This is a genomic window from Marinococcus halophilus, from assembly GCF_002265875.1.
In the GTDB taxonomy this organism is placed as follows: domain Bacteria; phylum Bacillota; class Bacilli; order Bacillales; family Marinococcaceae; genus Marinococcus; species Marinococcus halophilus.
Window position 1 is genome coordinate 34642 of record NZ_NPFA01000013.1, and the last position, 19407, is coordinate 54048.

General features: G+C 45.2%; 20 protein-coding genes and 1 tRNA gene. 17 read left to right on the forward strand and 4 right to left on the reverse strand.

What is annotated here, in order from left to right:
- Positions 1 to 82: 82 nt before the first annotated feature.
- The gene (locus CHL76_RS12820; RefSeq protein WP_079475566.1) at positions 83 to 553 is read left to right on the forward strand and encodes a hypothetical protein; all 471 of its coding nucleotides are present in this window, start codon (positions 83 to 85) and stop codon (positions 551 to 553) included.
- Positions 554 to 588: 35 nt separating this feature from the next.
- Here CHL76_RS12820 and CHL76_RS12825 read toward each other — a convergent pair whose 3' ends face one another.
- On the reverse strand, positions 589 to 1578 hold the full coding sequence (locus CHL76_RS12825; RefSeq protein ID WP_079475567.1) for an NAD(P)/FAD-dependent oxidoreductase: 990 nt from the start codon (positions 1576 to 1578) through the stop codon (positions 589 to 591).
- A gap of 369 nt (positions 1579 to 1947) precedes the next feature.
- Here CHL76_RS12825 and CHL76_RS12830 point away from each other — a divergent pair, with 369 nt between their 5' ends.
- Positions 1948 to 3165: an NAD(P)/FAD-dependent oxidoreductase gene (locus CHL76_RS12830; RefSeq protein ID WP_079475568.1), complete on the forward strand. Its 1218-nt coding sequence runs from the start codon at positions 1948 to 1950 to the stop codon at positions 3163 to 3165.
- 86 nt (positions 3166 to 3251) lie between these two features.
- Here the strand turns inward: CHL76_RS12830 and CHL76_RS12835 are convergent, their stop codons facing one another.
- Entirely contained in the window at positions 3252 to 3731 is a 480-nt protein-coding gene (locus CHL76_RS12835; protein ID WP_079475569.1) for a divergent PAP2 family protein, read from the reverse strand.
- A 445-nt stretch (positions 3732 to 4176) separates the two neighbouring features.
- On the opposite strand from CHL76_RS12835, the gene CHL76_RS12840 reads away from it, so the two are divergent.
- The 4 genes from CHL76_RS12840 to CHL76_RS12855 all read left to right on the forward strand — a co-directional run bounded on the left by CHL76_RS12840 (position 4177) and on the right by CHL76_RS12855 (position 7785).
- Positions 4177 to 4719 carry a TRAP transporter small permease gene (locus tag CHL76_RS12840; RefSeq protein WP_079475570.1) on the forward strand — a complete coding sequence of 181 codons (543 nt, stop codon included), beginning with the start codon at positions 4177 to 4179 and terminating at the stop codon, positions 4717 to 4719.
- Between the two features lie 29 nt (positions 4720 to 4748).
- Positions 4749 to 6023 (forward strand): TRAP transporter large permease, encoded by a 1275-nt coding sequence (locus CHL76_RS12845; RefSeq protein WP_094908776.1) that lies wholly within the window; start codon positions 4749 to 4751, stop codon positions 6021 to 6023.
- A gap of 92 nt (positions 6024 to 6115) precedes the next feature.
- Positions 6116 to 7186, forward strand: a complete 1071-nt coding sequence (gene dctP / locus CHL76_RS12850; protein ID WP_079475572.1) for a TRAP transporter substrate-binding protein DctP — start codon at positions 6116 to 6118, stop codon at positions 7184 to 7186.
- Positions 7187 to 7308: 122 nt separating this feature from the next.
- Positions 7309 to 7785: an S-ribosylhomocysteine lyase gene (locus CHL76_RS12855; protein WP_094908777.1), complete on the forward strand. Its 477-nt coding sequence runs from the start codon at positions 7309 to 7311 to the stop codon at positions 7783 to 7785.
- 109 nt (positions 7786 to 7894) lie between these two features.
- Here CHL76_RS12855 and CHL76_RS12860 read toward each other — a convergent pair whose 3' ends face one another.
- Entirely contained in the window at positions 7895 to 8518 is a 624-nt protein-coding gene (locus CHL76_RS12860) for a cysteine hydrolase family protein (RefSeq protein ID WP_079475574.1), read from the reverse strand.
- 227 nt (positions 8519 to 8745) lie between these two features.
- On the opposite strand from CHL76_RS12860, the gene CHL76_RS12865 reads away from it, so the two are divergent.
- The 3 genes from CHL76_RS12865 (at position 8746) to CHL76_RS12875 (ending at position 11992) form a co-directional block, all read left to right on the forward strand.
- Entirely contained in the window at positions 8746 to 9240 is a 495-nt protein-coding gene (locus CHL76_RS12865) for an Lrp/AsnC family transcriptional regulator (RefSeq protein ID WP_143745416.1), read from the forward strand.
- On the forward strand, positions 9237 to 10415 hold the full coding sequence (locus tag CHL76_RS12870) for an aminotransferase (protein ID WP_094908778.1): 1179 nt from the start codon (positions 9237 to 9239) through the stop codon (positions 10413 to 10415). The genes CHL76_RS12865 and CHL76_RS12870 overlap by 4 nt, the downstream gene beginning before the upstream one ends.
- Before the next feature lie 143 nt (positions 10416 to 10558).
- Positions 10559 to 11992 (forward strand): DUF2254 domain-containing protein, encoded by a 1434-nt coding sequence (locus tag CHL76_RS12875; protein WP_158219181.1) that lies wholly within the window; start codon positions 10559 to 10561, stop codon positions 11990 to 11992.
- Positions 11993 to 12016: 24 nt separating this feature from the next.
- Here CHL76_RS12875 and CHL76_RS12880 read toward each other — a convergent pair whose 3' ends face one another.
- Positions 12017 to 13369 (reverse strand): sodium-dependent transporter, encoded by a 1353-nt coding sequence (locus CHL76_RS12880; protein WP_094908780.1) that lies wholly within the window; start codon positions 13367 to 13369, stop codon positions 12017 to 12019.
- A 150-nt stretch (positions 13370 to 13519) separates the two neighbouring features.
- Here CHL76_RS12880 and yugI point away from each other — a divergent pair, with 150 nt between their 5' ends.
- The 8 genes from yugI (at position 13520) to CHL76_RS12920 (ending at position 19398) form a co-directional block, all read left to right on the forward strand.
- Positions 13520 to 13951 (forward strand): S1 domain-containing post-transcriptional regulator GSP13, encoded by a 432-nt coding sequence (yugI, locus tag CHL76_RS12885; protein ID WP_079475578.1) that lies wholly within the window; start codon positions 13520 to 13522, stop codon positions 13949 to 13951.
- 172 nt (positions 13952 to 14123) lie between these two features.
- Positions 14124 to 15482, forward strand: a complete 1359-nt coding sequence (locus tag CHL76_RS12890; protein ID WP_094908781.1) for a glucose-6-phosphate isomerase — start codon at positions 14124 to 14126, stop codon at positions 15480 to 15482.
- Positions 15483 to 15614: 132 nt separating this feature from the next.
- A tRNA-Ala gene (locus tag CHL76_RS12895) sits at positions 15615 to 15690 on the forward strand.
- 671 nt (positions 15691 to 16361) lie between these two features.
- Positions 16362 to 17156, forward strand: coding sequence for an SGNH/GDSL hydrolase family protein (locus CHL76_RS12900; protein WP_158219182.1), 795 nt, complete (start codon positions 16362 to 16364; stop codon positions 17154 to 17156).
- Between the two features lie 361 nt (positions 17157 to 17517).
- Positions 17518 to 17754 carry a hypothetical protein gene (locus CHL76_RS12905; protein ID WP_079475634.1) on the forward strand — a complete coding sequence of 79 codons (237 nt, stop codon included), beginning with the start codon at positions 17518 to 17520 and terminating at the stop codon, positions 17752 to 17754.
- 97 nt (positions 17755 to 17851) lie between these two features.
- Positions 17852 to 18469, forward strand: coding sequence for a hypothetical protein (locus CHL76_RS12910; RefSeq protein ID WP_094908783.1), 618 nt, complete (start codon positions 17852 to 17854; stop codon positions 18467 to 18469).
- A 45-nt stretch (positions 18470 to 18514) separates the two neighbouring features.
- Positions 18515 to 18928 carry a DUF3942 family protein gene (locus CHL76_RS12915; protein ID WP_094908784.1) on the forward strand — a complete coding sequence of 138 codons (414 nt, stop codon included), beginning with the start codon at positions 18515 to 18517 and terminating at the stop codon, positions 18926 to 18928.
- Positions 18929 to 19050: 122 nt separating this feature from the next.
- Complete coding sequence (locus CHL76_RS12920) at positions 19051 to 19398, forward strand: aspartate 1-decarboxylase (protein ID WP_371862276.1); 348 nt, start codon at positions 19051 to 19053, stop codon at positions 19396 to 19398.
- The last annotated feature ends 9 nt before the right edge of the window (positions 19399 to 19407 follow it).

Sequence of the window (19407 nt, forward strand, 5' to 3'; positions counted from 1 at the left end):
TGTATTGACAGCTGCTTTTTTTATGTTTCTCTGGTCACGTATAGGCACAATTTGTAAAATGTAGTGATAAGGGGGTGGAGTTATGAAAAGGCAAGCGATCTTTGTAGGAGTATTAAGCGCAATAATGCTGACAGGTTGTGGAAGCAGCTTATCAGACGAAGAACAGCAATACATAGAAGAAGTGGACGAAAGCGCCACAGAGCTTGAGCAGCTGGACACACATCTTACAGAAGCTGTAAACGCCGTAGAAGATGAAAAAGAAGGGGCAGGCGGAGAGCTTCAAAGCATGCAGGAAGATATCTTCGTCACGGCATTAGATAACGTTGAAACGATCAGCGTACCGGAGGGCGAAGATATGCAGGCAGTGTATAACGCTCACGTTTCCTATGCGAATCAATACGTATACGTTGCAGAAGAGTTAATGAGCACAGAGAACCTGGCCCAGTCGGTTGAAGAAAATATTAACCCGGTGCTTGAACAGGCGGAAAAGGAAAAGAACAATTTCGCTGAAACTGTGCAGAAAAAGACCGGAGAAGAAATCAGCTTTAAATAGCAAAAAAACGATCCCGGATGCGGATCGTTTTTTTATTAAAACATATGGGAACTGTGTCCCGGCTGAACTTTTGCCTTTGGATTAATATAATTCATTGCGTTGTTCACTGCCGTAGGAGCTTCCCCGAAGCCGGTAGCAATTAGTTTTACTTTGCCCTCGTAGGAAGTAACGTCCCCTGCTGCGTAGACGCCGGGGATGTTTGTTTCCATTTTTGTATTTACAACAATGGAATTTTTATGAATATCGAGTCCCCATTCTTTAATCGGGCCGAGAGAAGAAACGAAGCCGTAGTTGACGATCAGGGAATCAACGTCGACGACCTGCTCAACAGTACCTTTCACTTCTTCAAAAACGACCTGCTGAATACGTTCGCCGTCTCCGAGTACGTCTTTAACCTGAAATGGGGTGAGAATATCCACGTTCGACTGGTTAAGCTGTTCGACACTGTGCTCATGGGCACGGAATTTGTCCCGGCGGTGGGCGAGAGTGACGTCTGCGATTGGATCAAGCATATTTGCCCAGTCAACAGCTGAGTCGCCGCCGCCAAGAATAGTCACTTTTTCTCCGGCAAATGCCTGGAGATCGTTAACAAAGTAGTGAAGATTGGATTCTTCATATGGTTCCATGCCGTCAATTTGAAGTTTCCGTGGCTGGAAAGCGCCTACTCCAGCAGTGATAATAATAGTGCGGGTATAATGCACCCCTTTATCCGTATGAAGCTCAATCAGGTCATCTTCATTGCGGATGACATTTTCTACGCTTTGTTCAAGGACTACCTCCGGGTTGAAGGGATTCATCTGTTCAATTAAATTATCTACAAGCTCCTGGGCCCGGACTTTCGGGAAGCCTGCCACGTCATATATAAACTTTTCCGGGTAGAGAGCAGCAAGCTGGCCCCCGAGCTGTGGCATGCTTTCAATGATTTTAACTTTAGCCTGGCGCATCCCTCCGTAAAATGCGGTAAATAAACCGGTAGGACCGCCGCCTATAATGGTCACATCGTATATATCTGACTCTAATACCACTAAGGTACACCTCCAAAAATCTTTTCAAATTTCATTCCATTATAATACTGATTGAGAAAAATAGAAACCAATTGAGAAATTGTTTCAAGAGTTACATTGTAACATAAGCAAAATCAATGCCAAGGGTATTTCCCTGCCGCGCTTGAGGGTAAGAGATGAAAAAAGGTGAAAATCGGGAAAAAGGTTGAAATATTACGGCAAAACCCATAATATTAAGTACGGGGTTTGTGTCTATTTTTTTACAAAATGCAACGCATTAAAAGCAGGTAATGAAGCAAGTTTTCCTTTATCTTAAAGAAAAACTGGTTTGATATAGTTATGTACGTGAAATAAATCACATACATGAGCTGCTTTTAACAAAATCTAAAAATGGAAGTGATTGACATGGCAGGGAAAACAAATATTGTTGTTTTAGGCGCTGGCTATGCTGGTCTCGTTTCCGCTTCGAAGCTGGCAAAAGAAGTAGGAACAGACAATGCAAACATTACGCTGGTCAGCAGGCACGATTATCATTACCAGACGACCTGGCTGCATGAGCCGGCTGCGGGAACACTTCACCATGACCGCACCCGCATTAAAATCAGCAAAATTCTTGATTTAAATAAAATAAACTTCGTTCAGGATGAAGCAACTAAGGTTGTTACAGAAGAAAAGAAAGTGACGCTTGCTTCCGGCGGCGAACTGCAGTATGACTACATTATTGTAGGCGTTGGTGCTATTTCTGAAACGTTCGGTATCGAAGGCGTCTACGAAAACTCCTACCACCGGTGGACAGTAGACGGGGCGCGCCAGATGAAAGACCGCATTGAATACATGTTTGCCCGCTATCACAGTGATGAAGCAAAAGAAGAAGATCTGACATTTGTTGTAGCAGGCGCCGGCTTTACCGGTATGGAATTTATAGGCGAGCTGAGCGAACGCGTACCTAAGCTTTGTAAAGAGTATGACGTGCCTCGCAACAAAGTCAAAATGTACGTCATCGAAGCGATGCCGACAGCTCTTCCAGGCTTTGATCCGGAGCTTGTAGAGTATGCGATGAATTTACTTGAAAACCGTGGAGTAGAATTCAAGCTCGATTCCCCGATTAAAGCAGTAACGGAAAACAGCGTGGAGCTGAACACTGGGGAATCCGTAAAAACGTCGACAGTGATCTGGGCAACTGGTGTTCGTGGCAATCCGCTTATCGAGGAGTCCGGATTTGAAAACAACCGTGCCCGGGTAAAAGTGGATGACGATCTTCGTGCTCCAGGCTACGAACGCGAATTTATTATCGGCGACTGTTCTCTTATTATCAATACAGAAATTGATCGCCCGTTCCCGCCAACAGCGCAAATAGCTCTCCAGCAAGGCGAAACGGCTGCTAATAACATTAAAGCATTGATAGAAGGGCGCCCAACAGAAGCTTTTGCTGCCGATATTAAAGGTACTGTAGCTTCTCTTGGTGGAAAAGAAGCCATCGGTGTTGTAGGCTCGAAGAAGCTTTATGGCCGTCCGGCGTTCTTCATGAAAAAAGTGATCGAAAATCGTGCTTTGTGGATTCTTGGCGGTTTTGGCTTCCTTCTTCGCAAAGGCCAGAACCCGTTTTAAACTGAATATAAGTTACAATATATAGAGAAAGTCCCCGGCATTCGTGCCGGGGACTTTCTCTATATGTCATGCGAACCAAAAGCTGATCACACGATAAAAATCGCATGAGCAGCGAACGTGACAGCTACTCCGAAAATAGCTCCGAAAATAACTTCAATCGGCTGGTGGCCAAGCAGCTCTTTCAGTTCCTGGCGTTTTTCAGGTTCGCGTTTTTGCTGCCACGACCGGGCTTCTGTTACGAGGCGGTTAAAATCATTAACGAGCTGATTCAATACGGTAGCATGATAGCCCGCATGCCGCCGGACGCCGGTAGCATCAAACATTACAATAACGCCGAAAACGATGCAGATGGCAAAAAGATTCGAGTCAAAGCCCTGCTCAATACCGATGGCAGTAGATAGCGAAGTGACGGCTGCTGAGTGGGAGCTTGGCATACCGCCGGTGCTTGTAATAAGTGAAGCGTCCCAGGTTTTGGCAGCAATAAAACCAAGAGGTATTTTAATCGCCTGTGCTAATAAGATAGAAGATAATGCCACTAGGAGTGGGAAGTTCTGCAGTAATTCCATTCACGAACGTCCTTTCTGAATTTTGCAGTTAGTAAGGATAAGGAACCGCCCACATTATGATAAATATAAGTACAGGCAACAATATTTTATCATATGGCATTAGGTTCGTGGTGCCGAGGCTCAAAGAAAGCAGGAAAGAAATAGAGAAAAAGAGAGTCGAAAAGAAAGATTCAGCCCAGGAAAATTGCCATCTCAGAGGATTTTAGGGCTAAAGCAGGTGTCAGCACGAATTAGTAAGGATTAGGTGCTAGTATATAAAGGAAGAAAGGGATAAAATGTACCTAAACCATTTGCAAGAAATGTATATGTTAAGTATACTTACACTAACTTATTATAAAAAAGTTCTATTTATACATATACTGTGAATGGCAGGTCTGCATCTAAATTAAATTGCGGCCATTATTTTTTAAAAATTGGAAAAAATGCAGAAATGGGTGTTTGAAAATTGAAAATATTCAAATGGCTTGATCTAGGTCTTAAGCGTACTGAAGAAGCAGTCCTGTCGCTTGCTATCATAACGATAACGGTAATGGTGTCAGGCAATACCATCAGCAGGAACCTTGGCCTCGGCGGATGGGCATTTGCAGAAGAAATAAGCCAGATTGCGATTTATATGGCGACGTTCCTTGGGCTGGGCTACGTGGCCAGACAGGGCAGACACATTAGTATGACAGCGCTGTTTGATAATGTGTCGTACAAATACCGTAAAGCGTTAGCTCTTATTATTCCTTTAGTTACAGCTTTTGTGCTGTTTGCTCTGGCATATTACTCGTATGATTACGTATTGGCTTCACAAAACAGGGTCACCAATTACCTTAGGATTTCCTATGTATGGATGGTGGTATGGGCGCCTATTGGCTTTTTGTTGGGAGGTATTCAGTTTTTACGGAACTTCTGGGTAAACGTGAGAAACAAAGACGTATACATTGCAGCAGAACGAAAAGATTATGACACAGAGCAAGAAGCGAAAGAATCCAATCAACTATAAAATATACCGGAGAATGAGAGGAAACAATTATGCTTTTTACATTACTTGCGATAATGGTCATCTTTTTAGCTCTCGGTTTCCCTATGATGGTTCCATTGATTTTGGCTCCACTTGTGATTGTGCTGTTTTTCTTTGATGCAGTCGATCCATTTATTATGCTTCAGCAGATGCTTGAAGGAATATCAAGCTACGTGCTTCTTGCAGTTCCGATGTTTATTTTTGCAGCGGACATTATGTCGCAGGGACACACATCAAAGCGGCTGCTTGATTTTATTGGCGCTTTTGTCGGCCATCTCCGGGGTGGTTACGCGATTACGACCGCGGCCGCCTGCACAATTTTCGGATCGATTTCCGGCTCGACCCAGGCGACAGTAGTAGCGATTGGCGGGCCGATGAGACAGCGGCTGTTAAAAGTAGGATACAAAGACTCAACGGCTATTGCTTTTATTATTAACGCAAGTGATGTGGCGCTCTTGATACCACCGAGCATAGGGATGATTATGTATTCTTTAATCTCTGGCACGTCCCTTGGCGATATGTTTATTGCGGGCATTGGCCCGGGCCTTCTCGTATTTATTTTCTTTACTCTCTATGCATACATACATGCCAAAATTTACAGTATCCTGCTTGCAGCTAAAATTCCATGGAAAGAACGCGGAAAAATGACGTTTGATGCGGTCTTCCCTCTTCTATTTCCAGTTATTATTATCGGAGGAATTTATTCGGGCCTTTTTACTCCGACGGAAGCAGCGGCAATGGCAGTGGTGTACGCATTTATACTAGAAGTTATCGTCTACCGTACAGTGAAGCTAAAACAAATGTTCAGCATCGCTTTATCCTCGGGGCTTGTAACGTCGGCTGTTTTTATGCTGGTAGCCGGCGGCCAGGTGTTTGCATGGGTTATTCAGTTTGCCCGTATTCCGCAAATGATTACAGACACCTTCCTTGGCGGAGACCCGGGACCAATTTACGTTTTAATTATCGTATCCATTTTCTTCTTTATCGGCTGTATGTTTGTGGATCCGATTGTAGTTATTCTCATTTTGACCCCGATTTTCTACCCAGCCGCAATTCAGGCGGGAGTAGACCCGGTGCATTTAGGAGTCGTTATTACCTTCCAGGCAGCGCTTGGATCCGCTACACCGCCATTTGGTGTAGATATATTTACCGCGAGTGCGGTGTTTAACCGATCGTACCTCGATACCATTCGGGGGACGCCCCCGTTTATTGTGATGATGCTCGTTATTGCAGTACTGCTTATAGCTTTTGAACCTATTTCAACGTTTTTACTCCCTGACAATTAACAGGGGGGGCTGGATGAGGAAGGTGGTGGCGGATGGCCGCCTCTCCGACAGCCGGATCATTCGTTTTACTACTGATAAGGGGGAATTTGTACATGAAAAAGAAAAAGCTTGGTTTGTTGACGGGGACAACTCTTTCTGCAGCAGCAGTACTCGCAGCCTGCGGTGGCGGCAGTGACGAAAGTGGTGGTGGCGGCAATGGTGAAGAAACATATGAATGGACCTTTGTGACTGAGGAAAACGAAGGCCAGGTACAGTACGAATATGCACAGGAATTCGCTGACCGGATGGATGAAAAGACAGACGGCCAGGTAACGATTGAGCCGGTGGAATTCGGCGGCCTCGGCAGTGAAGTCGACCAGGTGGAGCAACTCCAGCAGGGGGCGGTTGAAATGGCTGTGGTCTCTCCGGGATTTACTGGAACAATGGTAGAGGAAGGGCAGGTGTTCTCCCTGCAGTTTTTACTTCCAAATGATCAGGAAGACGTGCAGCAGGTATTGAATGAAAGCGAAGCATTAAACGATACGTTAGCTGCGAGATATGAGGAAGAAGACATTATGCCGCTCTCCTTCTGGAGTGAGGGAGCAATGCAGTGGACAGGAAATAAGGCAATTGAGTCTCCAGACGACTTCAATGGCTTTCAAATGAGAACGCAGAACTCTCCGCTGCTTCAGCAGACTTATCGTGAATACGGGGCAGATCCGCAGGTAATGAGCGCCGGAGAGCTTTACACTTCTCTTGATAACGGGACAGTGGACGGCCAGGAGAATCCATTGTTCTTTATCGAAGCTTCTTCTTACGACGAGGTACAGAGCCATTTGATGATTTCAAACCAGAATTCGTACGTAGCCATGACAACAGTGAACCCGCAGTTCTATAATGAACTTCCGGACGACTTGAAAGAAACCTTCGATGAGACGGTAACAGAAATGCAGGATTGGGTGTATGACGAACAGGTTGAGCAGAATGAACAGGCCCGAGAGACGATGACCAGTGAATCTGATATTGAACAAGTGGAATTGAGCGAGGAACAGCGCGCTGAATTCCGGGAAGTAACTATGCCAATGCGTGATTACTATGTAGAGGAAGTCGGCGGTGACGCTGAAGAAATTTTGACAACACTTGAAGGCGAAATCGAAGAAATTACTGGTGAATCAGCTGAATAACAGGCTTTTAAGGCCCGGCCAAAAGGTCGGGGCTTTTTTGAGCGGAATTGTTTAATTTGGAATTGTGTGCGGGAAACGATACAATGGGCACAAGAAAATAATAAAGGAGTGAACGTAACGATATGGCAAAAGTAGAAAGCTTTGAGCTCGATCATACGAAAGTAGTTGCTCCATACGTCCGTCAGGCAGGGGTTCAGAAGGTGGGAAGCGACGGCATCGTCACAAAATTTGATATTCGTTTCTGCCAGCCGAATGAAGATAGCCTCGAACCGCCAACGATTCATACGATGGAGCATCTGCTTGCCTTGAATATTCGCGAATATGCTGAAGACTATGACCACTTTGAAGTTATAGATCTTTCACCGATGGGCTGCCAGACAGGATTTTATCTGATCATGAACGGGGAGCCGGCGGTAAGTGAGATCATTGATATTCTTGAGAAAACGATGAAAGACGGCGTGGAAGTTACTGAGGTTCCTGCAGCTACTGAACTGCAGTGCGGTCAGGCGAAGCTTCATGACCTTGAAGATGCCAAGCAGGTATTCCGCAGCTGGCTCAACCAGGATAAATCTTCACTCGAACGTGTATTTGAAGCATAACGATAAAAATCCTTCCGGCCTTTGCTCCGGAAGGATTTTTTTGTGATTTCCTGTACTGCTTGAATATAAGTAGGTAAAAAAGCTTCCGGACCCCCGGAAGCTTTTTTGTTTAGGAAGAATGAGAAGGCTGAGGAAGCTCCTGGGCTTCCTGGATGATTTTTTCCAGATCGTATTCGGTGCTGTCCCTTGTATCAGCTCCAAGAACCTTACTCATCAAATTGATTGCTTCTTCATTGGCCTGCATGCTGTTGGATGCGGTGCAGTCCTGCGGCACCATTAATTTATATCCACGCATATAAGCGTCGTTTACTGTGAAATGCACGCACATATTGCCGGCTACGCCCGCAAATATAATCGTCGTGACTTCCAGATTATTTAATAGTAATTCCAATGGAGTAGCAAAGAATCCCGAAAACTGCGGTTTGAGTATATAATAGTCATCATCGTCGGGAAGGATTTTTTCTACTACCGGTTTTCCTGGGGCGTCGTCGCGTCTGCAGTATTCCACCAGATCAGGAAAGTTACTCTGCCAGCGCCCGTAATTGTCGTTTACATAAATAACAGGGATGTCTTTTTCTTTTGCCTGTTTTTTTAAATTTTTAACACTCTCAGCGGCATCGAGGGCATGCGGGAGTAAATCGTCACTGTCCGGAAAATCCAGATCATTGATCATATCTAATACTACGAAAGCCACGCTGGACTGTTGGTTTACATGGGATTTTTCTTTTGCCATCTTATCGCCTCCATTGTTACTGATTCCTTTTTTGCTTCAAAATTAAAAGGCTTTTTTTAGATAAACTGAAGCCTTGTTTGAAAATTTTTGCGGAAAGCTTGATAATGTTTTATATACCAATAAAAAAAGTAGTGTAAAAGAGAAGGACATGTCGTTTAGTGTCCTCTCTTAGTGTACAATAGTGCACAGGAGATGTAATTCAAGGAGAGAGAAAGGGGCTGCCGTTCTTGAACGAAAAAGAATTGGAGATTCTGCATTTACTGGAACAGAACGCCAGAATGGATATTAAAACAATTGCCAAATTAATAGACCAGACCGAAGAAGAAGTAGAAGCAATGCTGAAAAAATTAGAGGAAAATAGAGTAATCGTTACGTATGCGACTGTCGTGGACTGGAGTAAAGTCAACAACCATGATGGCGTGACGGCAATGATTGATGTAAAAGTGACTCCGCAGCGGGGCGTTGGGTTCGATGAAGTAGCGGAAAGAATTCATCGTTTCCCGGAAGTCAAAGCTCTGTATTTAGTGTCAGGCACGTATGACCTGCAGGTGGTCATTGAAGGAAAAACGATGTCAGAAATCGCTTCGTTTGTTTCGGGAAAACTATCGGCCCTGGATTCGGTTATTTCCACGACGACCCATTTCCGGCTGAAAACGTACAAGCATGACGGAGTAGTGTTTGGTGACGACGATGAAGACCACAGAATGATGGTTTCGCCATGAATACTTCCTCGACCCAACAGCATAGACTGTCTGAGACTGTACAGCAGTTAAAGCCTTCAGGCATCCGGCGTTTTTTTGATTTAGCTTCAACGATGGATAACGTCATTTCCTTAGGTGTAGGGGAGCCGGATTTTGTCACTCCCTGGAATGTAAGGGAAGCAAGCATCGTTTCGATGGAAAGGGGGTTCACATCCTATACAGCAAATGCCGGCCTGATTGAACTCCGGAGGGCGGTATCATATTATCTCGAAAGTTCTTTTGATGTCTCGTATCATCCCGAATCAGATATAGTGATTACTGTAGGGGCAAGTGAAGGTATTGATGCAGTGTTTCGGGCGATCATTAACCCTGGGGATGAAGTAATTGTCGCAGAGCCCTGCTTCGTTTCCTACGCGCCGATTATCACTATGGCCGGGGGAGTACCGGTGCCGCTTGAAACAACAAAAGAACACGATTTTAAAATTAAGGCTGGAGATCTCGAAGACCTTATTACTTCAAAGACGAAAGCGGTGCTTCTTTCATATCCGAACAACCCAACAGGGGCCCATATGTCGAAGGAAGAGCTGGAGCCGATTGTGAATGTAATTAAAGACTACGACCTGCTCGCTGTATCGGACGAAATTTACGCCGAGCTCAGCTATGATCATGAGCATGCCAGCCTGCCCGCGTTTCCTGGAATGCTCGAGCGTACAATTTTAATTTCGGGATTCTCCAAAGCGTTTGCGATGACTGGATGGAGAGTAGGGTATGTATGCGGTCCGAAGGATATCATGGCTGCAGTACTTAAAATTCACCAGTATACGATGATGTGTGCTTCTACGTCTGCCCAGTTCGGTGCCCTGGAGGCATTGAAAAATGGACGTGCAGACGTGGAAAGAATGGTGGCAAGCTACCGGCAGCGCCGCAATTATTTAGTTAAGACTTTTGCGGAAATGGGGCTCGAGTGCCACACGCCGCTTGGTGCTTTCTATGCGTTTCCTTCGATTGAAAAGCTGGGTATGGATGCCGAAACATTCGCCGAGGCGTTTCTGACGGAGGAACAGGTAGCGGTGGTTCCAGGAACAGTTTTCGGTTCAGGGGGAGAAGGGCATGTCCGCTGCTCGTATGCTACTTCGCTGGAGTCGCTTGTAGAAGCGATGGATCGGTTTAAACGCTTTATAGAACGGCACGGATAAGAAGTACAAACCGGCAGGTTTTCTCTGCCGGTTTTTTCATGTAAGGTGGAAGTATATCTATTCAGTTTAAATCATGAACAGAAGGGAAACTAACACTGGGGTTTACATACGTATGTTTTGTTCGTATAGAGAGGATGAATTTATTGAAAAACGCTATTAGACGCATGCTGCCGAAAAAAATTCGGCAGATGATGAGCATGTCTTACCGCCAGCAGTGGTATGAAATACGCTCGAGCTTGTGGGTGCTGCCGGCTATTTACATCATGCTCGCGGCCATACTTTCCGTAGCGGCCTACTGGGCAGAATTCGGCCTGCAGCCGGCGTTCAATTCGCTGCCGGTGTTTTCGACTGAATATAGTCTGGCTCAGACGATGTACAGCACGATACTCTCGGGTGTACTCACCTTGAACGCTTTTACATTTAACTCGATACTCGTCGTGCTGACGAGCTTTTCGGGTCAGTTCACGCCAAGAGTGCTTTTTAACTTTATTGCTGACCGAAGGACCCAGCACTCGATCGGGATTTTTAACCTATGTTTCTTTTTTCTCCTGTTTGTATTCTTTTTCCTTGATTCAAGCATGAGTGAATACGTGATTTTCCCTATCTCCGGTGTCATAATGACTTCTATTTCCGTTATTAACTTTATTTTGTTTATCAACCATGCGACGAAATGGATGCAGGTATCAAGTATTACAAATTCTATGAAGGAAGAATCGCAGCTGCGTATTTTAAATACGCTCGTGTATGACCTTGAACCGTACCGTCCGCAGGATCCAGAGCGGGTTTTTCGCGAAAAAACGCACGGTGAAGCTCATGTAGTGGCCAGTGAACGGACCGGTTTCCTCCAGGTGGTGGATTTCGGTAAGCTGATACGAGAAGCCAGAAAAGATGGGATCGTTATTCAAATGGAGCGGCGCGTTGGTGATTTCGTAATGGAAGGAATTACGTTATTTAAATACTGGAAAACGGACAGCAGCGCGGACATGGCTATCAATGAACAGAAATTCCGTCAGTTCTTATACCTGGGCCACAGCAAAACGGAAGTGCAGGACCTGGAATTCGGTATCCGGAAATTGACCGAAATTGCGATCAAGTCGATTGGGAACGATGAGCCCATGACTGCCCAGGATGCCATTTACCAATTAACAGACCTGTTGTTTTCAATTTCCAAAGTTACAAAATTCACCCCGTATTTAACGGATGATGATGAAACGCTACGCCTGATTATGCAGAATGAAGAATTTTCCTTTTATGTATACTCAGCCTTCAGCCATATCGCTTCGTACTCTGAAAATGATCCGGTTGTGACAAACAGCCTGCTTGAGGCGTTAGTGATTTTATCAAAAGCGTTGAACACGAAAGATAAAAACTGCTGCTGGCATTACGGAAAAGTAATTGCACGCGGGTTTACCGGCCAGTTTAAATATGATTATGACCAGTTGAAATTCGTGAACAATATTGAAGCTCTTTCGGAAAACTCGGATGACAAGGAATCATTTCGGAGCTTTGTCCGCGATTTCATTGACCGCGGCGTTATTCAGGAGAAGCATATTCCCGAACGTCAGTATAAAGATTAAAAAAGCAGCCCGCGGGCTGCTTTTTTAGGCTCCTGTGAATAGGCCGATAAGGGAGTTGATGAAAACGATAATGATCGCAACGGGAGCAATATAGCGAATGACAGTAAACCAAACAAGGAATAGGCCATTTCCCATTGCGGATCCGCGCATTACTTCATCACGAAGATCTGCCTTCTTCATTTTTAACGGAAGAAAGAGAGACACGATCAATGCACCGAGAGGGAGCAGAAAATTGCTTGTCAAAATGTCGATTGAATCGAAAAATGTGTTGCCAAAAATAAGCCAGTCAGACAGCAGGCCGTATGACAGGTTCGATGGTATGCCGAGGATGAAAATTAATATACCGACGATCCAGGCTGTCCGGCCGCGGCTATCCGGTCGTTTATAAGACACAGAGGATACGATGATTTCGAGCAGTGAAAATGCCGAAGTCAACGTGGCGAATACAAGCAGGAGCATGAAGAGCGTAAAGAATAGTGAACCGAGCGCGAGCTGCTCAAATACAGCCGGCAGTACAATGAAAATCAAGTTTGGACCGGCATCCGGAGGAATATCAAAAGCAAACACTCCCGGAAAAATAGCAAGACCGGAAAGCAGTGAAATAATAATTGTTAATACGACAATGGAAAACGCTGAGTTGATGAGACTCTTTTCTTTTGGAAGATAAGAGCTGTATGTAGCCATCACAGAGTTACCAAGACTAAGCGAGAAGAACGCCTGGCCGAGGGCGAACAGAATTGTAGTGCCTGTCACTGCGCTGAAGTCGGGCTGCAAAAAGAAAGCAATTCCTTCCCCGGCTCCTTCAAGGGTGAGCGATCGAATGACAATCACGATAAACAAAATAAACAGTGCAGGCATCATCCAGTTGGTGGTCCGTTCGATGCCTTTACGCACCCCGCCCTGCACGACAAGAATTGTAATCAGCATAAAAGCAAGATGGGCGATACCTACTTCCCATGGGTTGGAAATAATTGAACCGAAAAGGGCTTCGTAGTCTGTGCCTCCACTTGCAAGGCCGCCAAGGCTCCGGACAAAGTAAATAATAATCCATCCCCCGACAACGGAATAAAAAGATAAAATTAAAATAGCGCAGATCATGCCCATAATACCGTTGAAAAACCATGGAGTATTCGGTGCAATGGTTTTATAGGCGGGAACCGGCGGCTTCTGGGTACGGCGCCCAACAACAAATTCAGCTATTAATAAAGCGGTCCCGAGAATGAGTGTAAAAGCAATGAAAATCAGAAAAAAAGCCCCGCCGCCACTGGTTCCTGCGACATACGGCAGACGCCATACAGCGCCGAGGCCAATAGCAGAGCCGGCTGCTGCTAATACGAACCCAAGCCTCGTCCCCCACTGTTCACGTGGTTGGCTCATGTTAGGATCCTCCTTAAAATTAATTTATTCCTTTAAAGTACCGAACTTGCGGGACTTTTGTCAAGAAGAGGCCACGAGTTTATCGATTGCCGAAACCCGAAAATAATGCTATAATTTGAAAGTTAATAAAAAGTTATAGGAGTTGTTTGAATGTCAGTACAGCAATATGAAGTAGGCGCAATCGTCGAGGGGAAAGTAACGGGGATTAAACCATTCGGCGCGTTCGTTGCGCTCGACGGAAATAAACAGGGACTGGTTCACATTTCTGAAATTGCCCACGGCTATGTGAAAGATATTAACGAAGCGCTGTCGGTAGGCGATGAAGTTAAGGTGAAAATCAAATCCGTCGACCAGGAATCAGGAAAGATTTCTCTTTCTATCCGGGACACGCTTCCGGCACCGGAAAAAAGTGAAAGCCGCCCACAGAGCCAGGCTCCTCGCCAAAGCAAAAGCAGCGGCCGTCCAGCCCAGCAGAGCAATAACGACACTCAGGGATTCAACACTCTTGAAGATAAATTAAAAGACTGGTTGAAGCAGTCCAATGAAATCCAGGCTGATTTAAACAAACGAGTGCGGAAATAATCGTACCTGTTTTTAAAACCGTCGCTTTTGAGCGGCGGTTTTTTTATGGACGTATAACGGGTACAGGTACTTGAAAGAACGTTTTGCGGGCGTACTGGTTTTTCTTTATAATGAAGAAGAAATATGGATGCGGGCGAACATGATCAAACTATTTCAAGGAGGCAATAATAGTATGGCAAAGCAAATTGAAGTAAACAGTAAAAATATTTCTCAGGAAATATCAGAGCATGAAATCGAGCAGCTGCAGCCAATGGTGGAAACAGCACACCGCATGATCCATGAGAAAACTGGTGCCGGTTCGGAATACCTGGGATGGGTGGATCTTCCTGATACATATAACAAAGAGGAGTTTGCACGAATTCAGCAGGCAGCAGAAAAAATTAAAAAGGATTCGGATGTGCTTATTGTGATTGGTATTGGCGGATCCTACCTTGGTGCGAAGGCGGCCATTGACAGTTTAAGCCATTCATTTCGGAACCAGATCGACGCCTCTAAACGCAAGGGGCCTGAAATTTATTTCGCCGGCCATCAGATCAGCCAACGTTATATGCATGATCTTCTTGAAATGGTGGAAGGTAAAGACGTGTCGGTCAACGTCATTTCTAAATCAGGCACTACTACAGAGCCGGCTCTTGCATTCCGGGTGTTCCGGGACTGGCTTGAAAATAAATACGGGGAAGAAGAAGCGGCTTCAAGAATTTACGCTACAACGGATAAAAGCAAGGGAGCTTTAAAGACGCTGGCTGATGAAAAGGGCTATGAAACATTCGTCGTGCCGGACGATGTCGGCGGGCGTTATTCCGTGCTTACAGCCGTAGGTCTTCTCCCAATCGCAGCGGCAGGCCTTGATGTGGAAAAAATGATGGACGGGGCGGCCGCTGCCATGGAGGCAGGCAAGCTTCAGAGCGTAAAAGAAAATTCAGCCTATCGCTATGCTGCCATTCGCTACGCTGCTTACCAGAAAGGTAAGGCTATTGAACTGCTGGTAAACTATGAGCCGCACATGCACTTTGTATCGGAATGGTGGAAGCAGCTGTACGGGGAAAGCGAAGGCAAAGACGGCAAAGGGTTATTCCCAGCAGCGGTTGACTTCTCAACAGATCTGCACTCGATGGGGCAGTATATCCAGGAGGGAAGACGGCATCTGCTTGAAACAGTACTTCATATTCAGGATGCAGGAAACGATTTGGAATTAAAAAATACTGAGGATGACCTGGATGGTTTAAATTATCTTTCCGGGGAAACGATGGGCTTTGTCAATGAGAAGGCCTTTGAAGGAACACTTCTTGCCCATACTGACGGGGGCGTGCCGAATATTGTTATTGATATTCCGGAATGGAATGAATACTATTTCGGCTACCTCGTATACTTCTTTGAAAAGGCGTGTGCTGTGAGCGGTTATATGCTCGGCGTCAATCCATTTGACCAGCCGGGCGTGGAAGCATATAAGAAGAATATGTTTGCGCTTCTCGGAAAGCCTGGGTTTGAAGAACGCCAGACGGCGCTTGAAACGCGTCTGAATGAAGAGTAAGCAGAAAATCAGCCTGCCGGCGGGCAGGCTGGCTTTTTTATAAATTTGCATAAAACATGAAAAAGGGCTTGTCAGGCAGAAGCAGACAGGGTACAATAATTTTTGTCGGCTGATATTTCAACGACAAAAAATGGGGCCTTAGCTCAGCCGGGAGAGCGCTTGGCTGGCAGCCAAGAGGTCAGCGGTTCGATCCCGCTAGGCTCCACCATACATACTACATCAGCGGCGCCCGATTTGAGATTTTATTCTCATGCCGGGCGTCGCTTTTTGTTATTAGATGAAACGGAAAGATATACATGTTCTTATAGGTTGGGACCATTTAAAAAAAGGGAAGAAAAGGAAAAATTATTACAATGTAACCGCTAATTATTATTTAAGTACTTTTTTTAGTTACAAAACTTGCTGTTTGAAACCGGGTAAGGTATTATATATTCATTCCAAGATACATAACACGCCAACGACGCCGGTTTGAGGGATAATCCTCGGCCCGGCGTCGTTCTTTATTTTAGCAGTATGCGCTCAGGCTGGCATACTCAGCTTATTTATAGTATAAGTTTTCATTGGACAGCGGAATCGACGCATGACAATTCTCGCATGGCTGTTCATTTCCGGGAACGCTGGAGTCAGTGCTTAACGTTTCAGGCGGCATTTGAATGGAGGCTGTGTTTTCATGTCCGCATTCGGGGCATTTTACCATTAACATTGATTATTCACCTCGCTTTTTAAATGGTTTTCCCGGCGCCCGGGTGGTTATAACTTCTGTTATAAGAAAAATGTGATAAATGAGAATAACTGATTCTTTGGACCTTGTAGGAGGGCTCTGGATGTATTATGCTGTATTCAATTCTTTATCGAAACTGGCATAAAGGAGTGCGACAGATGAGAAAAAGATTTATACTGCTGATTGCAGCAGCTGCAGCTGGAGGCGTCTGGATGCTTGTTTCTTCAAACGAAGAGTCTGCCCCAGAAAAAACAAAAGCACCGGATGAGGATCTTTCTGAACTGGATGAAATGGATGTGTATTCGTTTCTAGAACACCGCCTGCATACATACCATGCTTCTACTGTAGCAGTTTTTGGCTCAAGTGTAGCTGCCGGTACCGGTGCGGATCGCTACAGCGAATCCTGGGCCGGGCGTCTGGAGGAAAGACTGCAGCACATTACTGATGAGCAGCATGTAGAGTTAAACAATCATGGAGTAGATGGTTATTCCTCCGAGGATATGCTGGAGCGGGGAGTGGTCGAAGCCGAGCTTTCTCAAGAAGTGGACCTTGTAATTATTGAGACGGGAATATTAAATGATTTTTACCGGAACATTTCTCCGAACAGCAGCATTGACAACATTCACCAATTGATTCAGCAGGCAAGGGCAGAGGCTTCGGACGCCGTAGTAATAGTTATGAATCCCAACCCGGCGATTGCTTATGAAAATGGAGAGCCGGAGCTGGATGCAGAGTACCAGAATTTCGCGGGCCAAATTGCAGAAGAATTGGAGCGTGAAGAAGGTATCTTATTTATAAATGCCTCTATGCCTTTTTATGAAAAAGCAGATAACGGCCGGGAGATGGAAAAGTATATTGGTGACGGCATTCATCCAAACAGCGAGGGATACCAGCTTTGGTATGAGCACGTGAACGCGTATTTTGAAAAAACACATATACAGCAAGCACAGTAGGGCTTTCCCGTAAGCTTATCTAAATATATAGCGCGCTGCAGTCGCAGCGTGTTTTTTTATGTGCCTCCCCCTAAAATTGTTTACAAATGCAATTAGTAGATTAAAAGGGGGGGCGTCCGCATTCTTGCATAAAAAAAGAAATGAAAAACAAAGTAACAGCCGTGGGCTCTGGAGAGAATTTAGGAATATGTAGGTCCAGATTCAGAGAAATTCCTGGGATTTTGCGGCCGAAGGATGTGTGCAAAAAGTACTGTTTTGGGAAGAAAACGAGAAAGCAGATCGCCGCCGTTGATTATTGGGTAAGGTAAGGTGTATTCAATAAACGAAAGCAGAGGCAGAAGAGGCGGGAAGGAGTTTTTTTATGGACTACAATGCCAGCGACCTCGTTTTCAGCCAAACATTTAACTGCTGGAGCCGGGTTTCGTATTTGTACCAGTGTGAACCAAAACTAGTGGCCGTATCGATATTTCCCTCGGCCGGAAAAAGGAATATTCATTTTAACGCTGATATGCTGAGTGTGGAGGAATTTTGGAGGCTCTGCTATGAAAAATTTAAAGCCGATTTTTCAGAAAACAAAAACACAGATAATGGCTTGTGAAATGCGAACAAACTGACAAAGCACCGTCGAGACGTTTGCGGGTGTGCTCAGAGGGTAATTACCAATAGGTAAAAGGATTGATAGAAGAGGTGAAAGTATGACCGCCGGACTGTTGTTAAGCGCGGTTCCCCCTAAAGGGGCCCCGTTTGTAATGATCGCCACGGATTCGAAGGGGGCAAGCCTTGAGGGCGGGCCTGCAGACGAAAAGGCACAAAAGGTTTTTAATGCTGGAAATGCGCTGCTTGCTGTAAGCGGGGTGGCAACAGACGACCACCGCTCCCGGCTCGTAGATATTCTGGCCTCGCATAAAAAACTGCCAATTAATGAAAAGATGCAGCTGATATTTGACAAAAGTCTGGACAGAAAGAAAGAACTGGGCTTAAATATGACGGCTGCTGTTATGCAGTTTGACGAAAGCGGAAATCCCCAGGTAGCGTTCTGCCATGTTGGCACAGACGAAGGAGACCGCCAGTTCGACCCCCACACGTTCGACCGCCGGGTGCCGGAGGTCAATCATGCGTATTTTGGGGAAGACAAAGAAGGAGTAATCGAATTTCGAAAAAAGCTGGACGAAAAACTCGATAAAAAAGCAATTACTCCAGATCAAGTCCGGGAATCAGCTGGATGGTTTATCCGGAGGGCATCCGAGGCGTTTCCGGAAGCGGTTAATGGAAGAGTCCAGACAAAAATAAAGGTCTTCAGGCCTGGAATGTGAGCGAAATCATCGTATATCAGCACGTGACGGAAAGGGGAGAAATCGATGAGTTTTGAAAATACATTTGCCACCAAAACCCGTAAATATTTAAATATTGACGCCCAGCCCGAGCAGCAGTTGATTGAATCTACGGCCAGGGAGATCATGTATTACTTTATGGACCTTGAAGAGGAATTTAAAAATATAAATGATCGTAAATTTCATATCGAAGTGGGTTTTCATGAAAATTATATTAAAATTAATAAACGAAAGCTTACTTTTGAACTGAAGCATATCCCTTCTCACCGTATTACTATTATTCAAAAAGTGAATGGCAGTAAAGCTCATATTGACCATATTATTGCCAAAAACGATGAAGCCCGGAGCGAGGCAGACGAAACCCCCTTCAGCCGCGATTTGATCCGGAGATATCTAATTCAGACATTTGGAGATGCCCTAGACCTAAGCAATATCTATTAATGCCCTGTTAAAAGGGCATTTTTTTATGTTGTTTAGGAAAGTTTTAATGGAAATGGAGTCACTGTGGTTGAATAAATCTCTATGTCGTCAGATAATAAACATGTGTAAATACATAGCGGCGTATTCAAAATAGAGAAGAGCGAGACTTGTATACTTGTGAAAAAAGCAGACTTGACGAGAATCTGATGGAGGCAGTGGAGCTAGGGGAGAACGAGAAAGTGCAGGTATTCAATAATACGGACGGGGCAGTTCTGGAAACGTATGCGATTGCAGGCGGAAGCGGAGTGATTTGTTTAACCGGTGCAGCGGCAAGGAGGGCTCAGCCAGGTGATGTAGTAATAATTATTGCGTACGCTTCGGTGGAAAATGACATGGCCCAGGAATTCACACCGGCGGTTGCTGTGCATGACAGGCAAAACTGTATTCAACAGATGCTGTCTTCTGAGCCTGCTTCGACGACACTGGAATAAAAGGAGGAG